At 59.4% G+C, this 26,473-nt stretch carries 24 protein-coding genes and 1 tRNA gene; 21 read left to right on the top strand and 4 right to left on the bottom strand.

Features of this window, described 5'->3' with window-relative positions; genetic code table 11:
- Positions 1-197: 197 nt before the first annotated feature.
- From VES88_08905 to VES88_08865, 9 genes are all read left to right on the top strand, one after another.
- Positions 198-347 carry a lmo0937 family membrane protein gene (locus tag VES88_08905; protein ID HYN81606.1) on the top strand — a complete coding sequence of 50 codons (150 nt, stop codon included), beginning with the start codon at positions 198-200 and terminating at the stop codon, positions 345-347.
- Between the two features lie 63 nt (positions 348-410).
- Positions 411-1,187 (top strand): TrmJ/YjtD family RNA methyltransferase, encoded by a 777-nt coding sequence (locus VES88_08900; protein HYN81605.1) that lies wholly within the window; start codon positions 411-413, stop codon positions 1,185-1,187.
- 121 nt (positions 1,188-1,308) lie between these two features.
- Positions 1,309-1,845, top strand: coding sequence for a cytochrome c3 family protein (locus VES88_08895; protein HYN81604.1), 537 nt, complete (start codon positions 1,309-1,311; stop codon positions 1,843-1,845).
- Between the two features lies 1 nt (position 1,846).
- Positions 1,847-4,951, top strand: coding sequence for a molybdopterin-dependent oxidoreductase (locus VES88_08890; GenBank protein ID HYN81603.1), 3,105 nt, complete (start codon positions 1,847-1,849; stop codon positions 4,949-4,951).
- Complete coding sequence (gene nrfD / locus VES88_08885; protein ID HYN81602.1) at positions 4,951-6,414, top strand: NrfD/PsrC family molybdoenzyme membrane anchor subunit; 1,464 nt, start codon at positions 4,951-4,953, stop codon at positions 6,412-6,414. The genes VES88_08890 and nrfD overlap by 1 nt, the downstream gene beginning before the upstream one ends.
- Positions 6,414-6,914 (top strand): DUF3341 domain-containing protein, encoded by a 501-nt coding sequence (locus tag VES88_08880; GenBank protein ID HYN81601.1) that lies wholly within the window; start codon positions 6,414-6,416, stop codon positions 6,912-6,914. The genes nrfD and VES88_08880 overlap by 1 nt, the downstream gene beginning before the upstream one ends.
- On the top strand, positions 6,904-7,656 hold the full coding sequence (locus VES88_08875; protein HYN81600.1) for a cytochrome c: 753 nt from the start codon (positions 6,904-6,906) through the stop codon (positions 7,654-7,656). The genes VES88_08880 and VES88_08875 overlap by 11 nt, the downstream gene beginning before the upstream one ends.
- Positions 7,653-8,969, top strand: coding sequence for a hypothetical protein (locus VES88_08870; GenBank protein HYN81599.1), 1,317 nt, complete (start codon positions 7,653-7,655; stop codon positions 8,967-8,969). The genes VES88_08875 and VES88_08870 overlap by 4 nt, the downstream gene beginning before the upstream one ends.
- Before the next feature lie 61 nt (positions 8,970-9,030).
- Complete coding sequence (locus VES88_08865) at positions 9,031-10,098, top strand: hypothetical protein (protein ID HYN81598.1); 1,068 nt, start codon at positions 9,031-9,033, stop codon at positions 10,096-10,098.
- Between the two features lie 14 nt (positions 10,099-10,112).
- Here the strand turns inward: VES88_08865 and VES88_08860 are convergent, their stop codons facing one another.
- Positions 10,113-11,078, bottom strand: a complete 966-nt coding sequence (locus tag VES88_08860) for a hypothetical protein (GenBank protein HYN81597.1) — start codon at positions 11,076-11,078, stop codon at positions 10,113-10,115.
- Between the two features lie 264 nt (positions 11,079-11,342).
- Here VES88_08860 and VES88_08855 point away from each other — a divergent pair, with 264 nt between their 5' ends.
- The 6 genes from VES88_08855 to VES88_08830 are packed head-to-tail and all read left to right on the top strand — an operon-like array spanning position 11,343 to position 16,894.
- Positions 11,343-12,119 (top strand): transketolase, encoded by a 777-nt coding sequence (locus VES88_08855; protein ID HYN81596.1) that lies wholly within the window; start codon positions 11,343-11,345, stop codon positions 12,117-12,119.
- A 1-nt stretch (position 12,120) separates the two neighbouring features.
- Positions 12,121-13,059, top strand: a complete 939-nt coding sequence (locus VES88_08850) for a transketolase C-terminal domain-containing protein (protein ID HYN81595.1) — start codon at positions 12,121-12,123, stop codon at positions 13,057-13,059.
- On the top strand, positions 13,056-14,114 hold the full coding sequence (locus VES88_08845) for a glycosyltransferase family 2 protein (GenBank protein HYN81594.1): 1,059 nt from the start codon (positions 13,056-13,058) through the stop codon (positions 14,112-14,114). The genes VES88_08850 and VES88_08845 overlap by 4 nt, the downstream gene beginning before the upstream one ends.
- Positions 14,111-15,046, top strand: a complete 936-nt coding sequence (locus VES88_08840) for a class I SAM-dependent methyltransferase (GenBank protein HYN81593.1) — start codon at positions 14,111-14,113, stop codon at positions 15,044-15,046. Before VES88_08845 ends, VES88_08840 begins: the two co-directional genes overlap by 4 nt.
- On the top strand, positions 15,043-16,017 hold the full coding sequence (locus VES88_08835; GenBank protein HYN81592.1) for an NAD-dependent epimerase/dehydratase family protein: 975 nt from the start codon (positions 15,043-15,045) through the stop codon (positions 16,015-16,017). Before VES88_08840 ends, VES88_08835 begins: the two co-directional genes overlap by 4 nt.
- Positions 16,001-16,894: a class I SAM-dependent methyltransferase gene (locus tag VES88_08830; protein HYN81591.1), complete on the top strand. Its 894-nt coding sequence runs from the start codon at positions 16,001-16,003 to the stop codon at positions 16,892-16,894. The genes VES88_08835 and VES88_08830 overlap by 17 nt, the downstream gene beginning before the upstream one ends.
- A 271-nt stretch (positions 16,895-17,165) precedes the next feature.
- On the opposite strand, the gene VES88_08825 is transcribed toward VES88_08830, so the two are convergent.
- Positions 17,166-17,450, bottom strand: a complete 285-nt coding sequence (locus VES88_08825) for a hypothetical protein (GenBank protein ID HYN81590.1) — start codon at positions 17,448-17,450, stop codon at positions 17,166-17,168.
- Positions 17,451-17,912: 462 nt separating this feature from the next.
- Here VES88_08825 and VES88_08820 point away from each other — a divergent pair, with 462 nt between their 5' ends.
- The 5 genes from VES88_08820 to VES88_08800 all read left to right on the top strand — a co-directional run bounded on the left by VES88_08820 (position 17,913) and on the right by VES88_08800 (position 23,257).
- Entirely contained in the window at positions 17,913-19,127 is a 1,215-nt protein-coding gene (locus VES88_08820; GenBank protein ID HYN81589.1) for a hypothetical protein, read from the top strand.
- A 71-nt stretch (positions 19,128-19,198) separates the two neighbouring features.
- Positions 19,199-19,271: transfer RNA gene (locus tag VES88_08815), tRNA-Ala, on the top strand.
- Positions 19,272-20,268: 997 nt separating this feature from the next.
- Positions 20,269-20,427, top strand: coding sequence for a hypothetical protein (locus tag VES88_08810; GenBank protein ID HYN81588.1), 159 nt, complete (start codon positions 20,269-20,271; stop codon positions 20,425-20,427).
- A 287-nt stretch (positions 20,428-20,714) separates the two neighbouring features.
- Positions 20,715-22,070, top strand: coding sequence for an NAD(P)/FAD-dependent oxidoreductase (locus VES88_08805; protein ID HYN81587.1), 1,356 nt, complete (start codon positions 20,715-20,717; stop codon positions 22,068-22,070).
- Positions 22,067-23,257, top strand: a complete 1,191-nt coding sequence (locus tag VES88_08800) for a glycosyltransferase family 87 protein (GenBank protein HYN81586.1) — start codon at positions 22,067-22,069, stop codon at positions 23,255-23,257. Before VES88_08805 ends, VES88_08800 begins: the two co-directional genes overlap by 4 nt.
- Before the next feature lie 92 nt (positions 23,258-23,349).
- Here VES88_08800 and VES88_08795 read toward each other — a convergent pair whose 3' ends face one another.
- Positions 23,350-23,796 carry a hypothetical protein gene (locus VES88_08795; GenBank protein ID HYN81585.1) on the bottom strand — a complete coding sequence of 149 codons (447 nt, stop codon included), beginning with the start codon at positions 23,794-23,796 and terminating at the stop codon, positions 23,350-23,352.
- Positions 23,793-24,407 (bottom strand): hypothetical protein, encoded by a 615-nt coding sequence (locus VES88_08790; protein ID HYN81584.1) that lies wholly within the window; start codon positions 24,405-24,407, stop codon positions 23,793-23,795. The genes VES88_08795 and VES88_08790 overlap by 4 nt, the downstream gene beginning before the upstream one ends.
- A gap of 108 nt (positions 24,408-24,515) precedes the next feature.
- Here VES88_08790 and VES88_08785 point away from each other — a divergent pair, with 108 nt between their 5' ends.
- Positions 24,516-26,165, top strand: coding sequence for a glycosyltransferase family 39 protein (locus tag VES88_08785; GenBank protein HYN81583.1), 1,650 nt, complete (start codon positions 24,516-24,518; stop codon positions 26,163-26,165).
- Positions 26,166-26,473: the final 308 nt, after the last annotated feature.

Here is a 26,473-nt window from a genome sequence, read left to right as displayed (position 1 = left end):
TTCTGCTCGACATCGGCCACGATGTGCGGGCGACACGAATCCTCCTCGGGCGCCAGGCATTGCATGAGGAGCATCCGCCGAAGCGTGACCCGGGGACTTTTGTGGAGCGCGCGCCGAGGTAGGGAAGCGGTACGACAGTTGCCAAGAGGATGGGCACACCGCGTGATCGCGGGCCAACCCTTAGCGAGGATGCTTACATGCTGTGGACGATCGCGATGGTTCTGCTCATCCTGTGGATTCTTGGATTCTTTGTGGTGAACGTCGGTGGAAGTCTGATTCACCTGCTTCTCGTAATCGCCGTGATCGTGATCATTTATCGCCTCATCACGGGCCGGCCTGTCGCCTGAGTTAAAGCCGAGCTGCCGGCCCCGAGTGCGCGTCACGCGTCGCATTCGGGGCCGGCATTCGTTATGAGCGGCACGACTCCCCGGTTGGCGGCCGTGAACGTCGTCCTGTTCGAGCCGCAGGATCCCATCAACATTGCTGCTGCGATCCGCGCGATGAAGAACATGGGCGTATCCGCTCTCCGCCTCGTACGACCCGTCGCCTATGACCCTTACCGCCTGATCGGTGTCGCGCACGACACGCAGGACATCATCAACGCAATTCAGCATTTCGAGACGCTCGACGAGGCGCTGGCCGACTGCGTTCGCGTGGCGGGATTCACGGCGCGGAGACGAGCGGCGAAGCGCGAAGTCGTGGCGCCGGCGTTTGCGGCAACGGACCTCATTGGATTCGCCGACCGTGGACCGGTCGCCATTCTGTTCGGGCGTGAGGACAGCGGACTTCCAAACGACGGACTCGACCGCGCGCATCTCGTCGTGACGATACCGACCACCGGATACGCATCGCTGAACCTGGCCCAGGCAGTGCTGATAGCGCTCTATGAGCTGCACCTTGCTTCCGGTGACGCCACCCGCGAGCTCGCCCCACCGCGACATGCGATCGATCCTCCCACGGGCGAGCAGTACGAGCTGCTGTTCGCCGACGCCGCGCGATCTCTCGAGGCAATTGCATTCTTCAAGACGCGCAGCAGCGAGCATGTGATGCGGACCCTCAGGTCGATCGTGTTTCGGGCGGCGGTGGATTCCAGAGAAGTGAATCTTCTTCGCGCGATGGCCATCGAAGTCATGCGCACCATCGAGCGTGTGAAGGCCGGCAAATCCTCCACTGACCCAGTGAATTGATCAGTGGCTGGGCGCCTTGCGACGGCAACCCGGCAACGCCATTATTCCGGCCATCGTTTCCACCTTGTGAAATTCTTCACAAACCCGACGTAATGATTCAACTGGCTGAGCCCGGCCGCGCATGAGAGTAGGGAGCAGATGGATCGCCATTCCGGGCCTCGTCGTGCTCGCCGCCGCTGCGGCGATGCTCTCCGCTTACGCGGGTGCGTCATCCTCTCAGGGCAACAGCCCCGTACAGCCGGTTCGGTTTCCGCACCCTCGGCACGCCGCGGGAAACCTCAAGATGAACTGCCTCTACTGCCACTATACGGCCAACAAGTCGCCTGACCCAGGGCTTCCAGCGGTTGCAACATGCATGGGATGTCACACTGTCATCGGCACCGACAAACCCGAGATTCAGAAGCTCGCCTCGTACTGGAACAAGAAGCAGCCGGTGCCGTGGGTGCGCATCCACAAGCTTCCGGAATACGTGCACTTCCCGCACATGCGGCACGTCAGCGCAGGCGTAACCTGCCAGACGTGCCACGGTGAAGTCCAGAAGATGGAACAGGTGTCCCAGGCAAGCTCGCTCAACATGGGATGGTGCGTGAATTGTCACGTGGGCCGGTCGAATCCACCCCTCAAGGCGCGCTACGATTGCGCGGTGTGTCACTTCTGACGTGCGCGACGAATCGGATGCTGCTCCTGACCCTGGCGCTGCGATGAACGGGGACGCGCAGCAGACGCGCGGTGTAAAGCGCCGCGATTTCCTGAAAGTCCTCGGCGCAACCGGCGCCGCGACGACCATGATCGGCTGCTCGTCCGAACGAGTCGAGAAGCTGATCCCGTACCTCGTTTCGCCCGACGAGACAGTGCCGGGTGTTTCAACCTATTACGCCACGACTTGTCGCGAATGCTCTGCCGGCTGTGGACTGATCGCGGAGACGCGCGACGGTCGCACGATCAAGCTCGAGGGGAATCCGGATCATCCGCTCAACCGCGGCGCGCTTTGCTCGCGCGGGCAGGCCGCGCTGCAGGGGCTGTACAATCCAGACCGGTTCCGCGGGCCGATGATCCGAAAGGGCGGCCGCCTCCAGGGCGCGACGTGGGACGAAGCCATCCAGCTTTTCACACAGAAGCTCGGTGAGCTGCGCACACGCGGCGGCGCTGCAAACGCCGCGTTCATCAACGCGCACGAGACCGGAACGTTCCGGACGTTTCTCGACGCGTGGCTCGCTTTCTACGGAATCCCGCCGGCCCTGAGCTACGATCCCGATGCGGACTACACCGCGATCGCCGCGAACCGGCAGAGCTACGGCGTAGCCTGGCCGCGATACGATTTCTCGACAGCAAGGCTCATTGTTGCAGTCGGCGCGGATTTTCTCGACTCGTGGGGCGCCGCAGTTCCGCAGCAGCTCGCGTTCGCTGACGCGCGTGCGAACATCGAAACCGCGCCCCGGCTCGTATACGTTGGAGCGCGGCGCTCACTCACCGGTCTGAACGCGGATCAATGGATCAACGCGCGGCCCGGCTCCGAGCTGTCGATTGTGGCTCTTCTCGAGGGGTCGGCAACGCCTCAGCAGGCGTCGCAGGCGAGCGGCGTCGACGCCGCAATTCTCGCTTCACTGCAGCGCGAGTTCGCTGCGTCGAAGCCGAATCTCGTTCTTGCCGCGGGCGGCGCGCCCGATGGGATGGAGCTTTGTCTCGCCGCGAACGCGCTCAATCAGGCGCAGGGGAATGTCGGCAGCACCGTGCGTCCGGCTGAAGCCATCCTGGGCTTCGAGGGAATGGATTCGCCCTCTCAGCTTCGCGCGCTCGCTCAGCGAATGCAGGCTGGATCAGTGCCGATGCTCATGGTGCGCGGCGCAAATCCCGCCTACACGATGCCGAAATCGTCGGGCTTCTCGGCGGCCATGGCAAAAGTTCCGTTCAAGGTGAGCTTCTCGAGCGTGCCGGACGAGACAACGGCGATGGCCGATCTCGTTCTCCCAGATCACCACCCCCTCGAGCAGTGGGGTGATGCGGAGCCCGTACGTGGCACGATCTCGCTCCAGCAGCCGACGATGGATCCGGTGTTCGACACGCGTGCCACGTCCGACGTGCTGCTTTCGATCTCGAATCCTCCGGCTGCAGGCACAGCGGTCGAGCCGGGAACCGGCTACCGCGGCTGGCTCATCAACCGCCTGCCGGGTGGGGCGACTGCTCTCGCAGCTGGGCTTCCGAAAGGCGTCATGGCGGGAACGCTGGGGGCCACCCCTGCGGCGCGCGCCGCCGCTGCGTCGATCGGCCAACGGACATTGGCACAGACAACGGGCGACTACTTCCTGATGGTGTACCCGCACCCTCTGCTCGGGACTGGAGCGGGCGCCAACAAGCCGTGGCTTCAGGAGATTCCCGACCCGGTAACGAAGATCTGCTGGCAGACGGTAGTCGAGATGCATCCTGCGACAGCGAAGCGCCTCGGTGTCGCAAACGGCGACCACGTCACGGTGCAGACGGCGGCCGGAAGTCTGACAGCGCCGGCACTCATCTACATCGGCATTCGCCCCGATACAGTTGCGATTGCCGCTGGCCGCGGACACTCCGCTGCAGCCGGTCGCTACGCGAAAGCGGGACTCAATGCATTCGATCTGCTCCCGTACGTGGAGGATCGCGCGGGCTCGGTGAGCTATGCGACAAAAGCGAATGTCTCAGTCGCGGCGGGTCATTCACTGATCGTCACCACCGAAGGATCGGCGCGACAGCACGGCCGCGGAATCGGCCAGGCCGTTCTTGTCGCGGACCTCGAGCACGAATCCCACGCGCACCACGAGTTCCCGGGCGACGCGAGCCACGAATTCCTGCCGGGACTCCGCGCGCCGGTCGCCAACGATGCGCAAGGTGACCGCGGTGATCCCGAATCCAACGCGAAGGGGATGTACAGCGCGACCCACTGGAGCGGGATGGCAAAGCGACGCTGGGCCATGACCGTCGATCTCGCGCGCTGCACCGGGTGCGCTGCCTGTGTCACCGCGTGCTACGCCGAGAACAACATTCCAACGGTCGGAGCGGACTGGCAGACCGGAGTGTTCCTGCCCGATCGCACGGGATTCGGAGCGAACATCACGCGCAGTCGCGAGATGGCGTGGATCAGATTGGAGCGGTATTTCGAGGGAGGAGCCGCCGAGCCTGGGGGCGGAGTGTCGCTCGGTGGCATGACTCCGGAGCCCGTGGACATCGGTGCGGATTTCGACACGCGCTTCGTGCCGATGATGTGCCAGCAGTGCGGCAACGCGCCGTGCGAGCCGGTGTGTCCCGTATACGCGACGTATCACGCTCCCGACGGACTCAATGTGCAGGTGTACAACCGCTGCGTCGGAACGCGCTACTGCTCCAACAACTGTCCGTACAAGGTGCGCTACTTCAACTGGTTCGGGTACGGTGAGCCGGATCGGGCGCAGTACGCGTTTCCGGAGCCGCTGAACTGGCAGCTCAATCCGGACGTGACGGTGCGCGGCAAGGGTGTAATGGAGAAATGCACCTTCTGCGTTCAGCGAATCCGGGACGCCGAGAATGTCGCGGCGCTCGAGCACCGCGGAGTCGAGGCGGACGAGTTCACGACGGCTTGCGCAGAAGCTTGCCCGTCGCGCGCCATAACATTCGGTGACGCCGCCGATGAGAACTGGGCGGTCGCGAAGAACGTGAAGGACCGGCGCGCGTATCACGTGTTCGAGGAGCTCAACACGTTCACGGCGGTTGTGTATCTGAAGAAGGTCCTGCACCCGACACCGGGGGCGGCGGAATAATGGCGACCGTTGTGCGGCCGCTTGACGAGCGCGAGGACCGGTACAAGCGTCCCAACATCGCGACCGCTGACGTTCAGCTTCCGGCGGTCCGGGATTACGAGCAGGTAGATCGCGAGATCACCGCGACACTTCATCCCACGGTCGCGTGGTTCATCGGCCTCGGCACAGCGATTTTCTTCCTCCTGCTCGGCATCGCGGCGTGGTGCTACCAGATCTACAGCGGTCTGGGCGTTGCCGGCTACAACCCGCCCGTGATGTGGGGTGTCTACATCATCACTTTCGTTTTCTGGATTGGCATCGGTCACGCAGGAACGCTGATCTCGGCAATTCTATACCTGTTCCGCGCTGGATTCCGGACGTCGATCTACCGGTGCGCAGAGGCGATGACCGTCTTTGCGGTCATGACGGCGGGACTGTTCCCGATTCTGCACCTTGGCCGCCCCTGGAAATTCTTCTGGCTGATTCCGTACCCGAACTGGCGCTACCTATGGCCGCAGTTCAAGAGCCCGCTGATCTGGGACGTCTTCGCGATTCTCACCTACCTGACCGTTTCCTCGACGTTCCTGTTCGTGGGCCTTGTTCCCGATATCGCCGTGCTGCGCGACCGGGAGACGAATCCGGTTCGCAAGCGGATCCTGAGCGTTCTCTCGCTAGGGTGGAGAAACTCGGATCGAGAGTGGAGGCACTTCGCGAGAGCGTATCTGTTCCTCGCGGCGTTCTCGACTCCGCTGGTGTTGTCGGTGCACTCCGTTGTGTCGTTCGACTTTGCGATGACGCTGACGCCTGGGTGGCACACCACGATCTTCCCGCCGTACTTCGTCGCCGGCGCGATCTACTCCGGAATCGGGATGGTGTTCACGATCATCATCCCACTCCGGAAATGGTTCAAGCTCGAGCATTATGTAACGCTCAACCACCTCGACGCCGCCGCCAAGCTGGCGCTGTTCACCGCGCTTATTGTGAGCAGCGCTTACATGGCGGAGTGGTTCGTCGCGTGGTTCAGCGGCAACGAGTTCGAGCAGAGCTTCTTCGCTAACCGCATCTGGGGCCAGTGGTGGTGGGCGTCGGCGATTCTCTACACCTGCAACATTATCCTGCCGCTGTCGCTCTTCTCGCAGCGCCTGAGGCGGAATCCGACGTGGCTGTTCATCATCTCCATCACGATCAACATCGGGATGTGGTTCGAGCGTTTCGTGATTGTAGTACCATCGCTGTCGCATGAATTCGAGCCGTGGCAGTGGACGAGCTACCGTCCGACATGGGTGGACTACAGCATTCTCGCCGGCAGCTTCGGCTGGTTCTCGATGTGGTTCCTGCTGTTCATCAAGCAGCTGCCGGTGATCGCCATCTCCGAAGTGAAGGAGATCATTGCGCCGAAGCTCAGAACGAGACATGAGCACGGCATCGGCCCGGCAGGCCGGCACGTGGACTTCGAGCCATCCACGCCGGGAGAGTACGAGTAATGCCGGGCATTCTCGGAGCATTTCGTGAGCTCGACGCAACCGTTCACGCGATCGAGGAGCTGAAGCAGAAGCGGCTCGGCGAAGTCACCGTCTACACTCCAACTCCGCGCCATGAGATCGAGCACGCGATCAACGCGGGCCCGAGTCCCGTGCGGCTGTTCACGCTGTTCGGTGGGCTTGCCGGAGCGACGTGTGGATACTGGATCGCGATCTGGACATCCGACTACTGGCCGCTCGTCGTGGGAGGCAAGCCGGTCGCGTCATGGGTCCCCTACACGATCTTCGGCTTCGAGGTGATGGTGCTGTTCGGCGCGCTGTCCACGGTCGTCGGACTGTTCATCAACTCGCGCATCCCTCGACTGACGATGACTGTGGGGTACGACCCGCGGTTCAGTCACGGGGACTACGGAGTCTGGGTCGAGTGCGCACCCTCGGATGCGGCGGCGGCGACCTCGATTCTTCGCGAGAGCGGAGCAGTGGAGGTGCGCAGTGAGCGTTAGGCATCGCACCGTCTTTCTGATTGCAGCGGCCCCCATGGTTCTGGCAATGGGTGGATGCGAATGGTTTACGGAGTTCAAGCGCACGCCGTCGCTGTGGACCTGGGAGGTGGTGAGCGCGAGGGACAGCCTGAAGCCGTCGCGTGGCAACCCACAGGGCTCCGTTCCCGTCACGGGCACAGCAATGGCCGGATTTCAGGTTTCTCATGCTGCTCTGCCGGCGACAATCGACTCGATGGCAGGAATTCCGAACCCCGTGGCCGTGAGCGAAGAGTCGCTCGTCAACGGACGCAAGTATTACCAGATCAACTGTGCCGTGTGTCACGGCGACAAGGGCATGGGTGACGGGCCGGCGACGAAATTCGGAATGCCCGGAATCAGTCTCGTGATGGATATCACGAAGGGACGCAGCGATGGGTACATCTACGGAATGATCCGCAACGGCCGCGGGTTGATGCCGTCGTACAATCGCATCGAGGAGCCGGAGCGGTGGGACGTCGTGAATTATCTGCGCGGGCTTCAGGGCGCGCTCGGCAGAACCGTTCCGACGGGCGCGCTCGCTGCGCCTGGCGTCACCGGCGACAGAGTCCCGGGTTCCACTCGAACGGCGCCCACTCGGCCCGCGCCTTTCATGAAGCCGGTCGCGATCGGCGAGGCGACCGCGGCTCATGCATCGGCACCGGCTGCAGCTGGCGACACGCTGCGACGGCGGCCTGATTCTGTTGCCGCTGGAGCGCATCGATGAGCCATGAATTCCACATGCCGTCGCGCGAGGAAATCCTCGCCGGCACCGCGCGACCGCTTCCGGCGCGCCTGCGGACGCTGTGCATCGCATTCGCCGTCGTCGGTGTGCTGGTGTTTGTCATCGGAATTTTCGTGGCACCCGACAGAGTCTGGCGATCGCTGTTGTTCAACTGGCTGTACTTCACGAGCATTTCGTCCGCCGGCGTGATGTTCGTCGCCGTCCAGCGCATCACGACGGCGCGATGGTCGAGAACGGTGATCCGGTTCCTCGAGGGTTATGTCGCGTTCCTGCCGGTGGCGTTCGTGCTGCTGCTGCTGATCTTTCTTGGATCGAGTCACATCTTCCCCTGGGCGGTCGCGCCGGTGCCGATTCCGGAGAAGCAGATATATCTCAATCCGGCGTTTCTGATTCCGCGCGACTTGATTCTTTTCGGGATCATCGCGAGCCTCAGCCTGTGGTACATCTACACGAGCGTTCGACTCGACGTAGGGCTCTCGGGAGAAGGCGGTGCGGGCTGGGCGAGGAAGATTCGCGAGCGGATGCGTCGCGGGTTCCGAGACGAGCGGCGCGAGATTCACTCGACGCATTCGCTTCAGGGCAAGCTGGCCGTTTTTCTCGGGCTGGCGTTCGCGCTTTTCTGGATGGTGCTGTCGTGGGACCTCTCGATGTCTCTCGACATCCATTTCCAGAGCACCCTGTACGGGTGGTGGTTCTTCATGGGCGGGTGGGTGACGGCGCTCGCAAGCTTCACGATTCTTACCATTTCGTGGCGGCGGTACCTCGATCGCTACGATCTGATCACGGAAAAGCATATCCATGATCTTGGGAAGCTGTGTTTCGCGTTCACTGCGTTCTGGGGTTATCTGACGTTCGGGCAATACCTCGTCATATGGTATGGCAACATGGGCGAGGAAACACACTGGATGCGCCTGAGGCTGATCGCACCGTGGATGTGGCTGACGCTCACCGGGGTCGCGTTCATGTTCGCGCCTTTCTTCGGACTGATGGCGCGCTCGGCGAAAGTATTTCTGCCGACGATGATATTCTTTGCGAGCTGCACGCTCATTGGTCTCTGGCTGCACCGTTATATCGAGGTTTATCCATCGCTCTATCCCGACGCAACTGGAATTCCGTTCGGCGTCTGGGAGCCTGGCGTTGCACTCGGCCTGCTTGGCGCATGGGGGCTTTGCTACATGGCGTTCATGGACGCGTTCCCGCGGATGCGCGTAGTGCTTATGACGTCGCCCTACCGTGACGAAGTACAGGTGCCGGTGAACCCCGAGACAATGGAGCCCCTGCCCGCGCACGAGTAATCGCCCCTCTGGGAGCGTCAGGCGCGCAGGAAGTAGTTGATCGCCGTAGTTTTGTCGCCCGATGCCAAACCTGCCGGAAACGCTCGATCAATCGAAGTTGACCCGTCGGAGTGTCCGCTCTCGACTAATTGTCGCGGTGGCGATCGCGACCGCAGCGGCGCTGATGCCCCTGATGGCCCACAGAACATTCGGCGTTACCGATACCGACTTCAGCGTTTTCTGGTTCGCGGGGAAGGCCCTTTTGCAGGGTCAGAATCCTTACACGGTGATCCGACCGGGCGGCGAGTATGACGCGGTCATGGTGTTCAACTATCCGATTACATCGGCGGTCGCCGCACTGCCGCTGGCGGGATTCGGGGAGTTAGCCGCAGTGACTCTCTTCGTCTGGGTTTCTACCGGCCTCCTGGCGTATGGCCTTACCTCCCTGGGTTGGTCTCGACTTCCACTTTTTCTGAGCGTGCCGTTCTTTGTTGCTGTGCATCAGGCACAATGGTCGCCGATCTTCACCGCTGCGGCGTGCCTTCCAGCTCTCGGATGGATCCTGGCGGCTAAGCCGAACATCGGCCTCGCAATTCTCGCTGCGGATCAATCCGGACGCACACTGAAGATCGCCTTACTGGGCGGTGGAGCGCTGACGCTGATTGGCTTTCTGTTGGTGCCAACGTGGCTCGGCGACTGGCTCGGCTCGCTTCCGCTCGACAGACGGTATTCTCCGCCGCTCCTTTCGCCGTTGGGATGGCTCTCTATCCTGGCGCTCCTGCGATGGAGACGTCCGGAGGCCCGGCTGATACTCGTGCTCGCGTGTGTGCCCCAGACAGCGGCATGGTACGACGTGCTGCCGTTTTTTCTTGTCGCCGTGACGTTTCGCGAGACTTTGTTTCTGGCGCTGGTTACTTCAGCTCCCGTTGCGTACGAGCTGGTGTTCGGCAGAAGTGACGGCTTTCTGCGACTCTATCCGGTTGGCTTCGAGTGGATGGTTTTCGCCTGCCTGCCAGCGCTTATCATCCTGCTGCGCCGACCGAACGAAGGTGAACTGCCGGCATGGTTGTCCGATTTGCGGCGCGTTCTTGCGGTGCGGTCTTTCTCGAGGGCCGCGCAATCCCGCCGCGATGACGGCGGCGCTCTATAACGGCCCCATTTCGGTTACAGCGGTCGGCGAAGTCCAGCCAAACGATTCAAAAGCGCTGGCACCTGCGGGCCTGCGTTACGTATTTCGCCAGGCGCTACGTTCGGGCGAAGGAGCACGAGAATCAGGGACGGCACGAAGCCGTAGAGTACGTACTGCGTGATATTCATCGGCACGAACTCGCCCGTCCGAAGCTGGGCCGCAAGCGGCACCCAACTCACGAACGAAAGGATCAGGCTTTCCCTGAACGTCCGCGCGACCAGGAGAAGCGGGAGCGTGTCGTACCACAGCATTGTCTGAGGAACACAAGCGAGGAAGAAAATCATCCGCGCCTCCGGTCGTCGCCAGCGAAACAACGCTAAAGCGGTCAGCAGCCCTGCGGGATGCATTATCGGTATCCACTGATGTCTGGCACTCCCAACAATTTTCAACCATTCAATCGGCCATTCTGGAAACATCACCATCCCGATTGAGGCGATAAGTAACCCCCCACCGACAGCTGAGATGATTGTGCGTCTCGAGGGATTCGCCGCGAAGAGCGCCAGTCCGAGGGTGGGCTTCGCGGTAAAGAAAATCGCAAGCGAAGGAACCAGGTATCCCGCGCTTGCGAGTATCGTCCACTGGCCTTGATAAGCGGACACAAAAAAGGGGGCCGAGAAAATAACCGGCACAAGGTTCCAGTCCTTGTGGGTTGCCGCGAGTACGAAGATGAAGGCAGAGATCCAGACGAATGCGGAAGCGAAATCGGCCGCGGAGAGGAACCCAAGCGGCAGCGACAAGAGGCCTGGGTGTATCGGATAGATGAGCGGAAGATTGTAAAAGAGAATCTTGTCCGGGCCGATCATTTTGTATGGATCGCCAAGGAAGAGGATCGAGTAAGCCGAATACCATGTTATGATTGAATCGCTAATCGCCGAAGGAAGCATCGAGGCGAGCGTTGCGATTGTAACCGCTAGAAGAATCCGCTGAGCTGTTCTAGGCAAATGATAGGGAACTGGCAGTCAGGTGATAGAAAAACTCGATAGCACCGTAGGCAGCTGAGGCACAATATCGCGAGATAGGCGCGGACCAACAAATGCCGCGAAGGTGAGGCGGAGCCCTCCGTCAGGAACTGACGGCGACAGCGTGGGAGCGGACATCGTTGGAGCTACGGGAGCATCGCTACTATTGAATTAGAGGGCGCAGCGGTTATCGTTGCTCCGGCGGGTGTCACGGACAGCAGACCAATTCAAAAAAACGGGCACCACATGCAGCAGCAGATAAGACATATCGTACTCCGCGAGTCGAAGCGAGCGAATGTCGGTCATATAGGTTCGGCGCTCTCCATTGCGGATCTGCTCGCGGCACTCTACGGCGGAATTCTGCAGGTTGCGTCGCCTGAGGATCCAGATCGAGACCGGTTCATTCTGTCGAAGGGGCACGCGGCACTGGCACTATATGCAGCTCTCCAACTTCGCGGGTGGCTGAGTGCAGAACAGCTGGCCACGTACTGCGCGGATGGCAGCTTCCTTGGCGTTCATCCAGAGCATGAATTGCGAGGGATCGATTTCGCGACCGGCTCGCTCGGACACGGGCTCTCTATCGGAGCCGGCGCGGCTCTCGCGGCCCGCCTTCAGAAATCCGGACGACGAGTTTTCGTACTGATGAGCGACGCCGAATGTAACGAGGGATCCGTTTGGGAAGCCGCGATGTTCGCGGCCCATCACCGACTGTCCAATCTGATCGGTATCATTGACTTGAATGGCCAGCAGGCATTCGGCTATACGGCTGATGTCCTGGACCTTGCACATATGGGGGCCAAGTGGTCGGCGTTCGGATGGGACGTGCATGAAGTCGATGGGCACGACGTCGGCCAGATCACCGAGGCTGTGGGCCGACTCGGCAGGAGCGGTCCGCCGCACATGCTTGTTGCGCGCACAACATTCGGAAAAGGAGTCTCCTACATGCAAAGCCAGATCAAGTGGCATTACTGGCCAATGTCGGACGAAGATTATCGTCTCGCGCTCGAAGAGTTAGAAAACTGAGGTGCGCGAAACTTTTATAAGAGTGCTTTCAGACCTGGCGTCCAGCGACCCACGAGTTCTGCTGTTGACCGCCGACCTCGGCTACACGGTGCTGGAGACGTTCGCCGAAACGAATCCCGAACAGTTTTTCAATGTCGGAGTAGCTGAGCAGAATATGGTTGGGCTGGCGACTGGTCTGGCCGAGGCGGGATTCATTCCGTTCGTGTATTCGATTGCCACCTTTGCCAGCCTTCGCGCGTACGAATTCATTCGCAATGGTCCTGTTCGACATCGACTTCCGGTTCGCATAGTCGGAGTAGGGGGTGGCTTTGAATATGGGAGTGCCGGCGCTACTCACTATGCCCTGGAAGATGTTGGCGCGTGGAGGATGCAGCCCGATTTGTGCCTGATTGCGCCAGCGGACTTCGAACAAGCGGATCGCGCCCTTCGCGCAACCTGGAATCTTTCGTCTCCGATCTACTACCGACTTGGCAAGAACGAAAAGGCCAAGGTTCCGGGGCTTCACGGCGAATTTGAACTCGGACGTGCTCAACTCGTAAGAGAAGGAGACGACCTGGTCATCGTCGCGATGGGCGCGATTGCAATAGAAGCAGTTGCGGCAGCGGATCTGCTCTCGCAGGAAGGAATCGAGGCAGCCGTGGTGGTTGTCGCGTCTGTGAATCCGGCTCCAGTCGATGATCTCGCAGCGGTGCTTGCGCGCTTTCCGCTCGCAATTACAGCCGAGGCGCATTACCGCGTTGGCGGGGTCGGGTCACTCGTAGCAGAGGTTATCGCCGAGCGTGAGATCAAATGTCGGTTGGAGCGATGCGGCGTTCGCGCCGGGACGCACGGGGTGACCGGCAGCGAGCGATTTCTCAACGACATGAACGGCATTTCTGGTTCTGGCCTCGCGGCTGTGGCGAGAGGGATGTTGATCTCAGCCTCTGGCGAAATGTCATGACGGGATCGTCGGGACGATCCGCTTCGAACGACGTGCCGGCCGACCGCGCCGTGGTTGCGGTACCGGAAGCTTATCGTTACGGACACGAAAAACCTGGCAGGAAAAAGCTTTCCGCGGTAATTGCGTGCTACGGCGATGCGGAAGCGGTTCCGATAATGCATGAGCGACTCACGAACGTGTTCCGGCAGCTTGGCGTCGACTACGAGATCATTTTCGTCAACGATGCGAGCCCCGATAACGCTGCGGACGTTCTCGCGAACCTGGCGACCGTAGACAAGTCCGTAGTGGTGATCACTCATTCCCGAAACTTCGGGTCGCAAAGCGCCTTTACGAGTGGAATGCGCATTGCGACGGGCGATGCTGTGATCCTGCTCGACGGGGATCTTCAGGATCCACCTGAGCTCATTGTACAGTTTTACGAGAGGTGGCTCCAGGGATTCGAAGTTGTCTATGGCCGTCGGGAGAAACGGAACGCGAGCCGGTTTCTCCAACTCTCGTACAAGGCATTCTATCGGCTTTTCCGGGCAACGTCGTACGTGCCCATTCCGCTCGATGCTGGCGATTTCTCGTTGATCGATCGTCGTGTTGTCGAAGTCCTCAAGAACCTACCGGAGAATAACCGTTTCCTGCGCGGTCTACGCGCGTGGGTTGGCTTTCGACAAGTCGGTGTCCCTTACATACGCCCCGAGAGAATGTTTGGAAGGACGACCAATTCGTTCCTCGCAAATATGGGTTGGGCGCGGAGGGCGATCTTTTCCTTCTCGTATGTCCCGCTCGATTTGATCACCTGGCTGGGGGTGGTCACGGTCGCGTTCTCGTTCGTCGGTATCGTCGTCCAGGTATTCCTGCGTCTGGTCTTTCCTGGTCTCGCACCAACCGGCTTCACGACTCTCATCGTGTTAGTGCTTTTCCTCGGAGGCCTGCAGCTGCTGAGTCTCAGTATCATAGGGTCGTATCAGGCTCACTTGTATGACGAGGTCAAACGACGCCCGCCTTATATCGTCGAGAGCATACTGAATCACCCGGATCGCGCGGAAACCCCGTCGGCCGAGTGAGCACTGCGGTGATTCAGCGTGGCGATTTGCATCCCACACGCTGCGCGATTTGCGGTACGCTGGACGCCGCGTCAGAACTTTACCCCGCCAACTTCGACTACTCAGCCTTCAATCCGAAGGTTTTCTCGGCGCGGCGCATTCCCGACCGAATTCATTACCGTCTGGTCACGTGCAACTCCTGCGGTCTGATTCGATCTGACCCCGTGGTGAAAACCGAAACGATCGAGAAGCTCTATGCCGAAAGTACATTCACCTACGACGAAGAAGTCGCCAACCTCAAACGCACTTATGGCCGATACCTGAACGAGGCCGTTGCGGAGCTCGATGGCGCAAAGGGCCGTCTATTGGAAATTGGATGCGGAAATGGATTTTTCCTCGAAGAGGCAATTGAACAGGGTTTTGCTCAGGTCCGCGGCGTAGAGCCCAGCAAAGCTGCGACAAGCGGCGCAAGCGATCGAGTGAGCAGGCAGATCGTCTGTGACACTATGCGGCCGGGGCTGTTCAGGACCGGGGAATTCGACATGGTCTGCATGTTCCAGGTCCTCGATCATATCCCGCAGCCTGGAGAGCTCCTGGATGAATGTCTGAGAGTGCTCAGACCCGGTGGATTGATCCTTTGTCTGAATCACAATGCCCAATCCATTTCCGCCCGAGTCCTCGGCGAGCGGAGTCCGATCATCGATGTTGAGCATACATACCTTTACAGTCCGCCGACGATGCGGCGCATCCTGGCCGACCATGGATTTGAGGTTCTGACCGTCACACAGGTGCGCAACACTTACTCTGTGCGTTACCTCCTGCACCTGGTGCCAATGCCCCGCGCGATCAAGCAAGCACTGCTGGGAGTCCTGAAAGGAACGCGGCTCGGTGGTTTCCGGCTGTCCGTGGCTTTAGGAAATCTTTGCGTAGTTGGCCGGAAACCGATCAAATGAAGCGCGCAGTCCTCACCGGAGCGACCGGTTTTATCGGTTCTAATCTGGCGCGCCGGATCCTTCAGGATGGTCATGAGGTTCATCTACTCGTTCACCCTGCACACCAGAACTGGCGAATCGAGGAAATCCGCGATGAGGTACGCTTGCACGAGGTCGACATCTCAGATACCGAGGCATTGAGGCCATTGCTGCGTAGGATCAGGCCTGACTGGATTTTTCACCTCGCTGTATACGGTGCATATCCCTCGCAGGTGGATTGGCAGCGAATGATCGCAACGAATTTACTCGGAACCGCGAATCTGCTCGATGCCTGCCTCGCTTGTGGGTTCGAAACATTCATCAACACCGGGACGTCGTCGGAGTACGGGTTCAAGGATCACGCTCCTTCGGAAGACGAGCGACTCGATCCCGGAAGCAATTATGCCGTGACCAAGGCGGCGGCCACGATGCACTGTCGCTACGTAGCTCGCAATCGAAACGCTAATGTGCCGACTCTTCGTCTTTATTCGGCCTATGGTCCGTACGAGGAGCCGACCAGGCTCATGCCGAATGTCGTGATGTGCGGGCTAAGAGGCGAGCTGCCCCCGCTCGCGGATCCGGAAGTCGCGCGGGATTATGTGCACGTCGATGACGTATGCGAGAGTTACCTTCTGGCGGCGGCACGGAATCACGAGGCTGGTGCCGTTTACAATATTGGAACCGGAGCTCAAACAGACTTGCGAGAGGTGGTGAACACCGCCCGCCGTGTCATGGCGATCACGGCTGAGCCCGAATGGGGTACAATGGCCAATCGTGACTGGGACACCAGCATTTGGGTTGCTGACAACCGGAAGGCGGTCGAGGAGCTCGGGTGGAGACCCCGGTACACGTTCGCTGAAGGATTTGCAGCATTAGTTGATTGGTTCGTCAACAACACTGAGCTGCAGGCCCTCTATCGGAATCGCCAAAGCGGTAGTGTTCAACGACAATGAATTCAGGTTTACAGATCACGAGCATGTTCTCGTCCGCCCATTTGTGACGATTTCTCAAGAGACCGCCGACGCGGCCAAGGCCCCTGCGGGGCAGAGGACGAATCTTCTGGAGGGCGTTCACGAACACTGGAGGCCGCCGCCGATCGGGCATTCCGCGACGCGGCAGCAAAGAATATTCGCCGGGATCCAAAGATTCGTTGATTTACAGTATGGATCAATTACGAACGACTTAACACACGAACTCCGATCGGCCCACGGCACCGTCCTCGACGTTGGCTGTGGCGGACAACCGTTCCGATCTCTTCTGCCCACGGGTGTCAACTACGTCGGTATCGATATTGTCGATGCCAGAGAAAGATTTGGGTACATGCAACCCGATACGATTTCTTTTTCTGGCAACGTCTGGCCCGTTGAAACCGGCTCCGTTGACTTGGTCCTGTGCACAGAAACCCTCGAGCATGTGATTGACCCAGACGTGTTCTTGTCGGAAGCACATCGTTGCCTCAAACAAGGTGGACGTCTCGTTTTGACAGTGCCCTTTGCCGCGCGATGGCACTTCATTCCATACGACTATTGGCGTTTTACGCCGTCTGGAATGCGCCATCTGCTATCAAAAGCCGGCTTCGACGAAATCAGAGTCTTGGGTCGAGGCAATTCCTTAACGGTCGCCTGTTACAAAGTGATGACGCTTTACCTTGCCGCAGCGTGGCCGTACCGCAAGGGCTTCTTTCGGCGGATTTTTTCGGCTCTGGTCGCCATTGTCTTCTCTCCGCTTTTCCTCCTCCTCGCCGTCGTCGGAAACTTTTCGTTGCGGTGGGACGGAGCAAACGATTACCTGGGTTTGACTGTCACTGCGAAATCGCGGCAAGCTACTTAAGCCTGCGTACGTCCTCACTCACGCCAACCCTCGAATTCCTCGCGACATGTCTTTCGTAGCGGCGATCGGGCCGTCGTTTTCCAACGGGACAATCACGGCGTGTTGTCGCATGCCGCTGCGTGCGCTCGTAACGCCCCGACGAACGCTCGCGGGAGCGCCGGCCACAAAACGCTTCGGCCGGCCCGAAGCGTCTGATGCATGCGCTCTATCACCGGTTGAGCTGGCGCACCCTGATCCGCCCGCGCCCTGCATCGTCAATGGCCGAATTCTGCTACCCACATGAACCGAGACGCTCGAGATCGTAGAACATGGCGATCGATGTTACGATCTTCGCTTTTCGCATCCCCATCTCGCGCTGGAACCGCTCAGCTGAGAAGAAATCCGCGATGACGTGAACCCCTTGCGGGTAATACCGGCTGAATCGCTCCGCGGTCGGGTCCATTCCGACACGAGTCAGGGCGTCCGGGTAAAAAGAGAGAGTCGTGCCGTCGTTGCTTCCGATGTCGAGTACGACATCGTCAGCGTTTAACTCGACGAGGTTGCGCAAGGCCTGCACTCTGTCTCGCAGGTGACCCACCATCGATCGGTTGAGTGACGACCGATAGCCGTAGTTCTCCCCGTAAAGCTCAGAGGAGCTATATGAGTGGCGCAGCTGGACAAGCCCGCACGCCTCGGGCCCGTGGCACTTTATCAATTCCAGCGGACCAGTTGTCAGCGACTCATCCCGACGTCTCGGAAACACGCCTGTCAATGCTTGCTCGCCGAGGTGAAGGATGGAAAGCAGCTCAGTATTGCGGCAGATTCGACACGAATCGATTGAGTGGAAATGCTCCATGAGCGGGAGAAAGGTGTGCGAAGAGACGATGTCTGGGAAGCTCCGCAGCAACGACGATTTTTTCGACTTCAAGTCGACTTCATGATTGTCCGGGAAACAGACACGAATGCAAACCGCTGAGGTGGTATTGTGACAGCTGGCACGCGCGAACCCGAATCAATCACCGGTTCAAGGGGCTGGGACTTGGCCGTCGTCGGGCTTGGCGCGACTGTTGTGATTCTCTTACTCGTGTGGCCGACCGTTCAGGTCGCACTCGGCGGAGACCAGTATGTATTCCTCGCGCGCCAGCTCGCTGAGGGCAGGCTAGACGTTGACAATTTGCCGCCTCGGTACGGCGACTACGCGCCGTGGCAGGGCCACAAATACCTGCCCTTCGGGCCGCTTCCAGCGCTTCTACTCGTCCCCCTGCTTCCGCTTCTCAACGCGGGGATGGCTCTCGTGTTTGTGGGCTACGCATTCACAGCAGCGAACGTTCTCATACTGTATCGCTTGCTCGGGCTTGCCGGAGTCTCCGACGAACGCAGGCATTGGGCAGCGCTTCTCTACTTTGCGGGGACTCCGTACCTCGGCGTAACGCTGATTGGCATCTCGACCTATTACGCACACATCGTTGCGACGACCTTTCTTCTTCTCGCGATACACGAGGCATTAGGGAAGCAGCGGTGGCTGCTGGTGGGAGTAACTCTCGGCTTAGCGGCGGCATGCCGGTTCACCGAGATCTTCGCGCTGCCTTTCTTCCTCTGGATGGCGGCAGCTGGCGACGGGGGAGTCGGCGCGGGCGAGCAGCCTCAGCGAGCTCGGTTCGAAACGCGCCCCGCGACGCTCTTGCCGCGCCTCGCCATGCTCTTTAGCGGTCTCGCCGCGCCGATACTCCTCTTGTGCGCTTACAACTACGCGCGCTTCGGCAACATTGCCGAGACGGGCTTCGGCACGGCTGTGCTCTACAGTGATGTGCTTTACGAGGCGCGTTCAGCTGGCTTGTTCAGCCTGGAGCACGTTCCAAAGAATTTCTTCATGATGCTGCTCCAGGGTCCGCAACCCGTCGGCGGGGATTCTACAGCTGTCCTACGGTTTCCGTATGTCGAGCCGTCTCAATGGGGCATGGGACTGTTTTTCACATCCCCTGCGCTGCTGTATGTCTTCCGGGCGCGATTCAGCGAAAACCTGGTGAGGGCATGCTGGATTGCGACGTTCACTCTGTTGGTTCCCATCCTCGCGTACTATGGCATTGGCTATCTGCAGTTCGGTTACCGCTACGCTCTTGATTTCATGCCGTTTCTCATAGTATTGGCCGCGCGGGGGTTACCCCATCCAATGACGAATCGAGCGCGCGCGCTGGTGACCGCGAGTGTTCTAATCAACTTCTGGGGCGCGTTGATGCTGGCGGTCTGGATGTAGCGAGTTGGGAATGACAGTCTGTGGCGAATGCCTTTTGGAGCCGATTCGCCGAGGGGGTATATTGAAATTGAGGGGCGTTAGCTCAGCTGGGAGAGCGCCTGGTTTGCAACCAGGAGGTCGCAGGTTCGATCCCTGTACGCTCCATTGACTTACGAATTCGGGGACAGTTTGGGGGTCAGTTTCTTCTTCACATCACCCCGTTTTCATCCGCGCCATAATCTTGCTGTTTCCCCCCAATCTCGGACAAAGAGATCCTCGGTTTCTTCGAGTACGACCTGAGAATGCTTTCGCAGCATCAGTTCGTCCGTGACGTGTTGGGACCACAAGGGTTTGAGCGACTGCCGTCCTTGCTTCAGACATTAAGATTGCCGCTGGGACAATAATGTCCTTCCCATTATTTGTGTACGGTACGCTGAAGCGATCCTCTCCGGGAAAAATCCATCCCTTGTTGCGTGAAGCCCGCTTTGCGGGAAGAGCGTCGATGACTGGACGGCTCTACGACCTGGGCCCGTATCCTGGCGTTATCCGTAATTCAGCGAATGGTAGCCGTGTATTCGGGGAGCTCTATGAACTCCCTGCAGGAGAAGCGCAGAACGTCTTGCGAAGGATCGATCGGTATGAAGGGCCCGAGTACGACAGGAAGCGCGCTTTCGTGACGCTTCCAAGCGGACGCCGCAGGGTGGCATGGGTTTACGTGCTTCGAAAGCAACCCAGCAACGCTAGCCGCGAAGTGCTTTCGGGCCGGTATCCTCTGCGTCGAGGATTGGCCTAGCAATTAGCAAGATTCCTGTTACCGAGAACAACGCTGCAACTTGCTGTTGCGAGATTCCCACACTGAATGCTTCATGCGTATCCTGCTGCGCCAAGCTGGAGTAACGGGACAAGCAAATCGAAGACTAGATTGCTGGAACAAACAAGCAGGATTGCTGATTCATCGTCCTTGGAAGGGACTGTGCGAACTTTGCACGGCCGTTTTCGCATCGATTTGAGAACTCAGGCGTTTGGATGAGTCGCAGCTTCGGTTGCATGCCCCTTTCGGAACCGCCAAAGAAGTAGTCCTCAACGACAATGAATTTCACGCATGCGAGTCGCGATCCTGTTCTCACCGGCGCGCAGGTATTGTTGCCGACGATGATACTCTTTGGCGAGCTGGACGATCGTCAGTCTCTGGATTCAACGATGCATCGAGCTGTTTTCGTCGCTTTATCGGGATGCCACGGGAATTCCGCTCGGCATCTGGGAGCGCAGTGGCGCGCACGGGTTGTTCGGGCGCGGGAGCTATGGCACCTGGCGTTCATGAACGCTTTCCCGTGCATGCGGGTCGTGCTCGGCCGATCCAGGTGCGCGGGGAACGCCCGTCAGAGACTAGTCTCAAAGGTGTAGAATGGAAAACCGCTGGATGTTCGCGCCCATTCGAGCGAATCGATTAACTGGAAATCGTGGGCCAGCTGAAGAAACTTTGTCGGACAATGCTAGGTGGGAAGCATCCTCTCCTGTCGAAGAGCGTCCTTCGACCGCTTGCGACGAAATCGGCAGCAGCAGTGTGCGTGGACCTTCAATCCATGGCGTTGACATCCCGTGCACAGTATGACCCATGGTAACGACGCGATCGCAGTTATCGGCGGTGGCTTCACGGGACTTGTCGCTGCGCTCCGTCTGTCTGGCGCAGGCTACGCGGTGGAGCTTTTTGAACGCGGACAGACGCTTGGGGGTCTTGCGTCCGGTGTCCGGATGCACGGCACAAGCATCGAGCGGACCTATCACCACCTATTTCGCGGCGACGCTGATATAATCGGGCTCGCCCGGGAGTTAGGAATTTCAGATCGTCTTCTCTGGCATCGAAGCTCCATGGCGATCTACTACGATGGGCGAATCTGGCCGTTCATGACCCCCGGAGATTTGTTGCGATTCAAGCCTATCTCGATAGTAGACCGGGTGAGGGTCGGGCTCGCAGTCCTATATCTCCAGCGACAACCAAGTTCCCGCCGCTTTAGGGGCCAGCCCGCACTGGCGTGGATGCGCGACCGCGCCGGGGAGCGCGGCTTTAGCGTGATCTGGGAGCCGATGCTTCGAGGCAAGTTCGGACGGTTTGCGGACATCGTGTCCATGGAATGGCTATGGGCGAGGTTGCACGTGCGGGCCAACTCGCGTGTTCCTGAGGATTCCGTCGAGCGTCTGGGTTATTTCGAGGGTGGGTTCAATACGATCGTCTCGGCAATTCAAGACCGGTTGAATGCGGACAAGGTGCAAATTCACACTGATTCTGCCGTCGAGGCGGTGAGTGGTGGGGTCAGTCCAACAGTTACGATCGACGGCAAGGTGCGGCACTTCGCCGCCGTTATTGCTACCGTTCCGAGTCATGTCTTTGCCAAACTGACAAATGAAGACGTTCACCTCTCGAGCGCATACCGGCGGCAACTCGAATCGGTCCAGTATTTGGGCGCTATCTGTCTCGTTTTCTCCTCAAGCCAGGATCTCGGTGGGACGTATTGGGTGAGTGTTAACGAACCGGACGCACCCTTTCTAGTCTTTATCAATCACACGCGACTTATCGGCCGGTCGTTCTATGACGGTAACTGTGTGTATTATGCGGCGACTTATCTGCCACATGACCACGCGTTGTTCTCGCAGGCCACGCGCGACGTCGAAGCCCAGTGGTTCGCCTACATATCGAAGATGTATCCCGGGTTCGATCGTGAGAAGGTTAAGGAGTGTCACCTTACGCGCTTTCAGAATGCTCAACACGTTGTCGATTGCGACTACGAGAGACGAATCCCTTCATTCACTACTCCAACGCCCAACGTCTATTTGGCTAACTTCAGTCAGATATTTCCAGAGGACCGCGGCACTAACTACGCAGTTCGCGATGGCACCCGTGTTGCCTCGTTGGTAGATGCGGCGCTGAAGAGTCGCTCCCGCCCTCGCCACACTCAAGACCCGTGAACCGTCTCCGCTCTGTCGGGGGCACTACGGTCGGCCTTCTCGTCCTCACTTCGATTGTGGTCCGTGTGCTTCTTGCAGGCCCTGATTACAACCACGACTTCACCTCGTACCGAATCGTCGCAAGCATCATGGAGCGCGGCGGCAACGTGTACGCTGAGACCGATCGCTACAATTACGGGCCGATTTGGTTTTGGGTTCTGCATCTGCTGGATGCGACTGCGCAGCGTTTCGCGGACCCGACAATGGCATTCCGTCTTGCCGTTGCAAGCTTCTTGTCTCTCGTGGATATAGGGCTGTTCGCAGTGATCTATTACAATTTTGGCCGCCTCCCCGCGATGGCTGCACTCCTCAACCCTGTCGCGATCCTCATTAGCGGGTATCATGGCCAGTTTGACAACCTAGCTGTGCTCCTCGCAATGCTCGCTGTCCTGGTTTACGACTCAGACCAGCGTGAGAGTCCACACCCCAGCAATATCACCAAGCGCCGGCTCGCAGCGTATTGTCTTCTGGGTCTTTCGCTAATGGTGAAGCACGTATTCTTCGCGTTTCCCGTTTGGCTCGCTTTGCGCGAAAGGCGGTGGGGCCCGCGCGCCTGGGCGATTGGAGTGCCGATTGCAGTCTTCCTGATGGGCTTTCTTCCGTATTGGAGGAGTGGGGGCGCAGGCATTGTCGCGAATGTCTTTCTTTACACCTCGCGACATAACGCCCCGCTCTGGAATACAATCCTCCCGTCGGTTATTCGAAGCCTCGTATCGCCGCTGGAATTCTTTCTTGGCGCCGTGCTGTTGGCGGGATACCTGACTAGGCGCTGGCAAACTATGGATGCGCTGCTGATCTACAGTCTTGTGCTCGTCGCATTCTCTCCCGCGATGACCAATCAGTATCTTGCCATCGTTGTTCCGGCAATTGCGGTCTTTAGCAACATTCCGTTTGTCGTCTATACGGTAGCGACGACGGTATTGCTGATGGGCCACAAAGATGGTTTACGGGTGGTTCTACCAAAATCCATAAGCGATTGGGCGTGGAGCCCTAACGTATATCAGATTCCGATTCTCGTGTTGTTTGTTGGAACGCTGTGGGTAGCTTTTGACAAATCCACGCGCATTCGGCGAGCGGGTTCAAAAAGATCCTCACTTTCTGCGACTGGCGTACATACGGAAACGGTCTCTCCCCGCCTCGAGCACTGAAGGAGTGACGCGCAATTGCGCCCGGAGAAAGGTGGCAGTGCTGCTTTTGAGTTACGCGATTTGTTGCGCGCTTCGAGTCAACACTAGGATTCTTAGGGGCAAACAGGGACAGCAGAAACCACTGAGGTGATATCTTCGCTCGGCTCGCTCACTGGTCGGGGGCGGAGCGGCACTCTATGGATCACCGCTCCAAACACTGCATCAATACACACGGCAGCGAGCGCCAGTAGCGTGAGGTAATACCATGGCCCGGTGAAGTAAGACAGATAGTCCAGAGAAACGAAGATTCCGACTACTCCAACCACCAGGCTAACGAGAGCAAACAAGATCACGTCGCGTTGTCTTTGCGAGATACCGAGCTGATCTGGAAGGCGCACCGCACGAACTCCAACCATTACTGCAACTGCGAATGCCAGGATCCACACGAATGGCGCCCAGGCCCCGACGGGCTGAATTGTTTCGTGCAATCTCTCGCGGAACCAGCTCAGCGTGTAGTCGGGCATTTTCACGAGCATGTTCCAATCGCCGGCGTCGCTCACCCTCGCGGCATAGGGCACGAGCGAAGCGGCAGCCAGACCACCCAACAGCACCACCATTGCGGCTTTTTCCAGGCGCGGTTCAACGCACACACCGCAACCGCGCCTGCGCAGAACGCGAGCAGCAAGTCAGAATTGTAAAAGAGTGTGTGAACGCTCACGATCGAAGCCACCGCCGCCGCCGCAAAACGAGTTGGGGTTGGATCCTCGACGAATCGCCAGATGAATGCGCCAGCAAAAAGGACAAGCGTGATCCCTAATCCGTCAGCGCGTACGGAATCGCCCCAGACGATGAGGCTCGGATTCATGGCCGGTAGGGCGAGCGAGAACAGAGGCAAAGCATGGCGAAACGTTCGCGCGTTGAACCACAGGGCCGCAACGATCGCGAGGCCCATACAGAAGCCGAGGATACGGAATGCGACGTCGTTCATCGGGCCGACGAGCGAGCTGAACTCGCGTATCAGCACCGGCCAGAGAATCGGGAAGGCTTCGTGCTTCAGGTTGTTCCAAACCTCCCCAAAGGTTGGCGACGTCGCGAGTCCCAGCGCAGTCCCATGGTTAGAGATTGCGCTCCACACCAGCATCAACGCAATCCATGTTCGCGATCTGCCCATTGAAAGGGGCCGCCGATCTAACTAGCGTCCCCAGGTGATTTGCCCGAAGAGGTCTCAACGTCGCCCTGATTGGCGGACAGTTGGCTTCATACAGGACCCGCACTGACGATGGCGCGGGTAACGGGCAGAACCGGGCCAGCCCTCGTCCTCTTTTCAGTTGTCGCGTTGCTCATACGTTGCCTCATTGCGGCGCGCGGCGGCCTGTGGCGTGACGAAGCCCTCTTTTTGTTCATCGTCCGCTTCCCCTCATGGAGCGCGATGCTGGAGTTTCTCCGGCTCCACGAATCTCACCCTCCGCTCTTCTACGCGCTCATGCGCTTGTGGCTGCCACTCGCTGGAAACGGCGACATGGCGGCTCGGCTGCTGCCGGTAGGCATTGGTGTCGCGATTGTCCCGGCCATATATCTCGTGGGCGCGTCGCTGTTCTCATCGCGCGTCGGCCTTCTCGCGTCGGGTCTCGCCGCAATATCTCCAGCTCTAAGCGCGTTTTCAGCCACAGCGCGTCCGTACTCCTTGCTGCCGCTTGTCGCACTGATTTCAAGCTACACCTTGATACGCGGTCTCGAGCGTGGTGGGCGCGGTGTGTGGACAGGCCACGTCGTAGCCAGCCTCGCCTTGCTTTACACGCACAACTGGGGATGGCTCGTCCTCTTCGGCGAATGGCTTGCAGCGAGTCTGGTGCTGCTCATCGGCGTCGGTCGTGGGCGCGCGACGGCGATGAGAGAGTGGCTTGTCGCGCAGATCGTAATCGGGATTGCGTATTTACCGTGGGCCCCACGGCTGGTCTTCCAGGCGCAAAATGCGGGGCACGCGCCGCTGTTAGTGGATGGTTGGAAGGAAATGGTCGGATTGGTCGCTCTTTCCGCCGGGGTGCTGCTCCGATCAACGATTTTCGCGTACCCGGCTGTTCTCCCGACTGCTGTTCTCGGCGCCGGAGAACTTAGGCGGGTGCGCCGAGATCGAGCCGCGGGAGTGACGTCCACCGTTGTGAACAAGCCGGTGTCAGCCGCGAGGAGCACGCGCGCTTCACTGATCGTCGTACTTGTTGTTCCAGTCACCGCTTGGCTCTTCGCAACCCTCTTGTCTCCTCGCTCCAACCTGATACTCGCGCGCTGCCTGGTGACGCTCGCTCCGCTGATGCTTCTTGCGCTTGCGCATTGGCTGGTCGGCCGTCGTGGCGGCGTCATGCCACTATGGTGGGCCGTCCTTGCAGCGCTTGTTGCAACATATTGCGTTGCACTCGTCGCATTGATTAGAACCACGCCCTCAAACGCAAGGGAGCTCGCCGCCGCGGTCACGGCGCGTACAGAGCCGTCGGATCTTCTGATCATCGCACCCGAGCCGCTCGCGTCGTCCTTCAACTACTACTACGTGCTTCCTATAGAGCAGATAGACTTCCCGCATTTTGGGCGCGAGGAGGCAGTCGACTTCGCTGGGCTGGCCAACCGGGTGGCTGATCCAGTCGCGTTCACCCGCGTAAAACAGCGTATCGCGGAAGCGCGCTGCGCTGGTCGGCGTGCGTGGCTCATCGTGGACGCGAGCCAAGTGCACGAATTCTCTGCCGAAAGTATCAGGCGGGTGCTACGATCAGCGGACTTCAACGCGGTTGCCGCGGTGAGGGCAAACCAGATTCGGGAGGAACTGGTTTCCCATTATGGCGCGCCCGACACAACCGTCGCTGTACGCGGTCGCGCGCCGCGATACGAGGAGCTTCGCGCGTTTCTATTCACACCGGAGGGAGCATGCGCCCGGAGATAATGCTCTGACCGCTGTCAACCTCGAATCCGACTCCATCCACGGGTTCAAAGGCTGGAACCTCGCTCTTGTCGGGCTTGGCGCGTCCGTGGTGATGCTGTCGCTCGTATGGCCAAGCGTGCAGGTCGCACTTGCCGGAGACCAATATGTATTCCTCCCCGGTCGGCTCGCCGACGGCGGGCTGGGCGTTGACAATCTGCCGCCTCGCTAACAGCGATTTCGCGCTCTGGCAGCGCCACAAATAGCTGGCAGCACCGACTACCCGGCTCTGCGGCTTCTGTACTCCTAGTCCTCTTTCGCTGGCGGCGCCT

This window comes from Gemmatimonadaceae bacterium (assembly GCA_035633115.1).
Taxonomy (GTDB): domain Bacteria; phylum Gemmatimonadota; class Gemmatimonadetes; order Gemmatimonadales; family Gemmatimonadaceae; genus UBA4720.
This window is presented reverse-complemented; position numbering and strand designations above follow the sequence as displayed.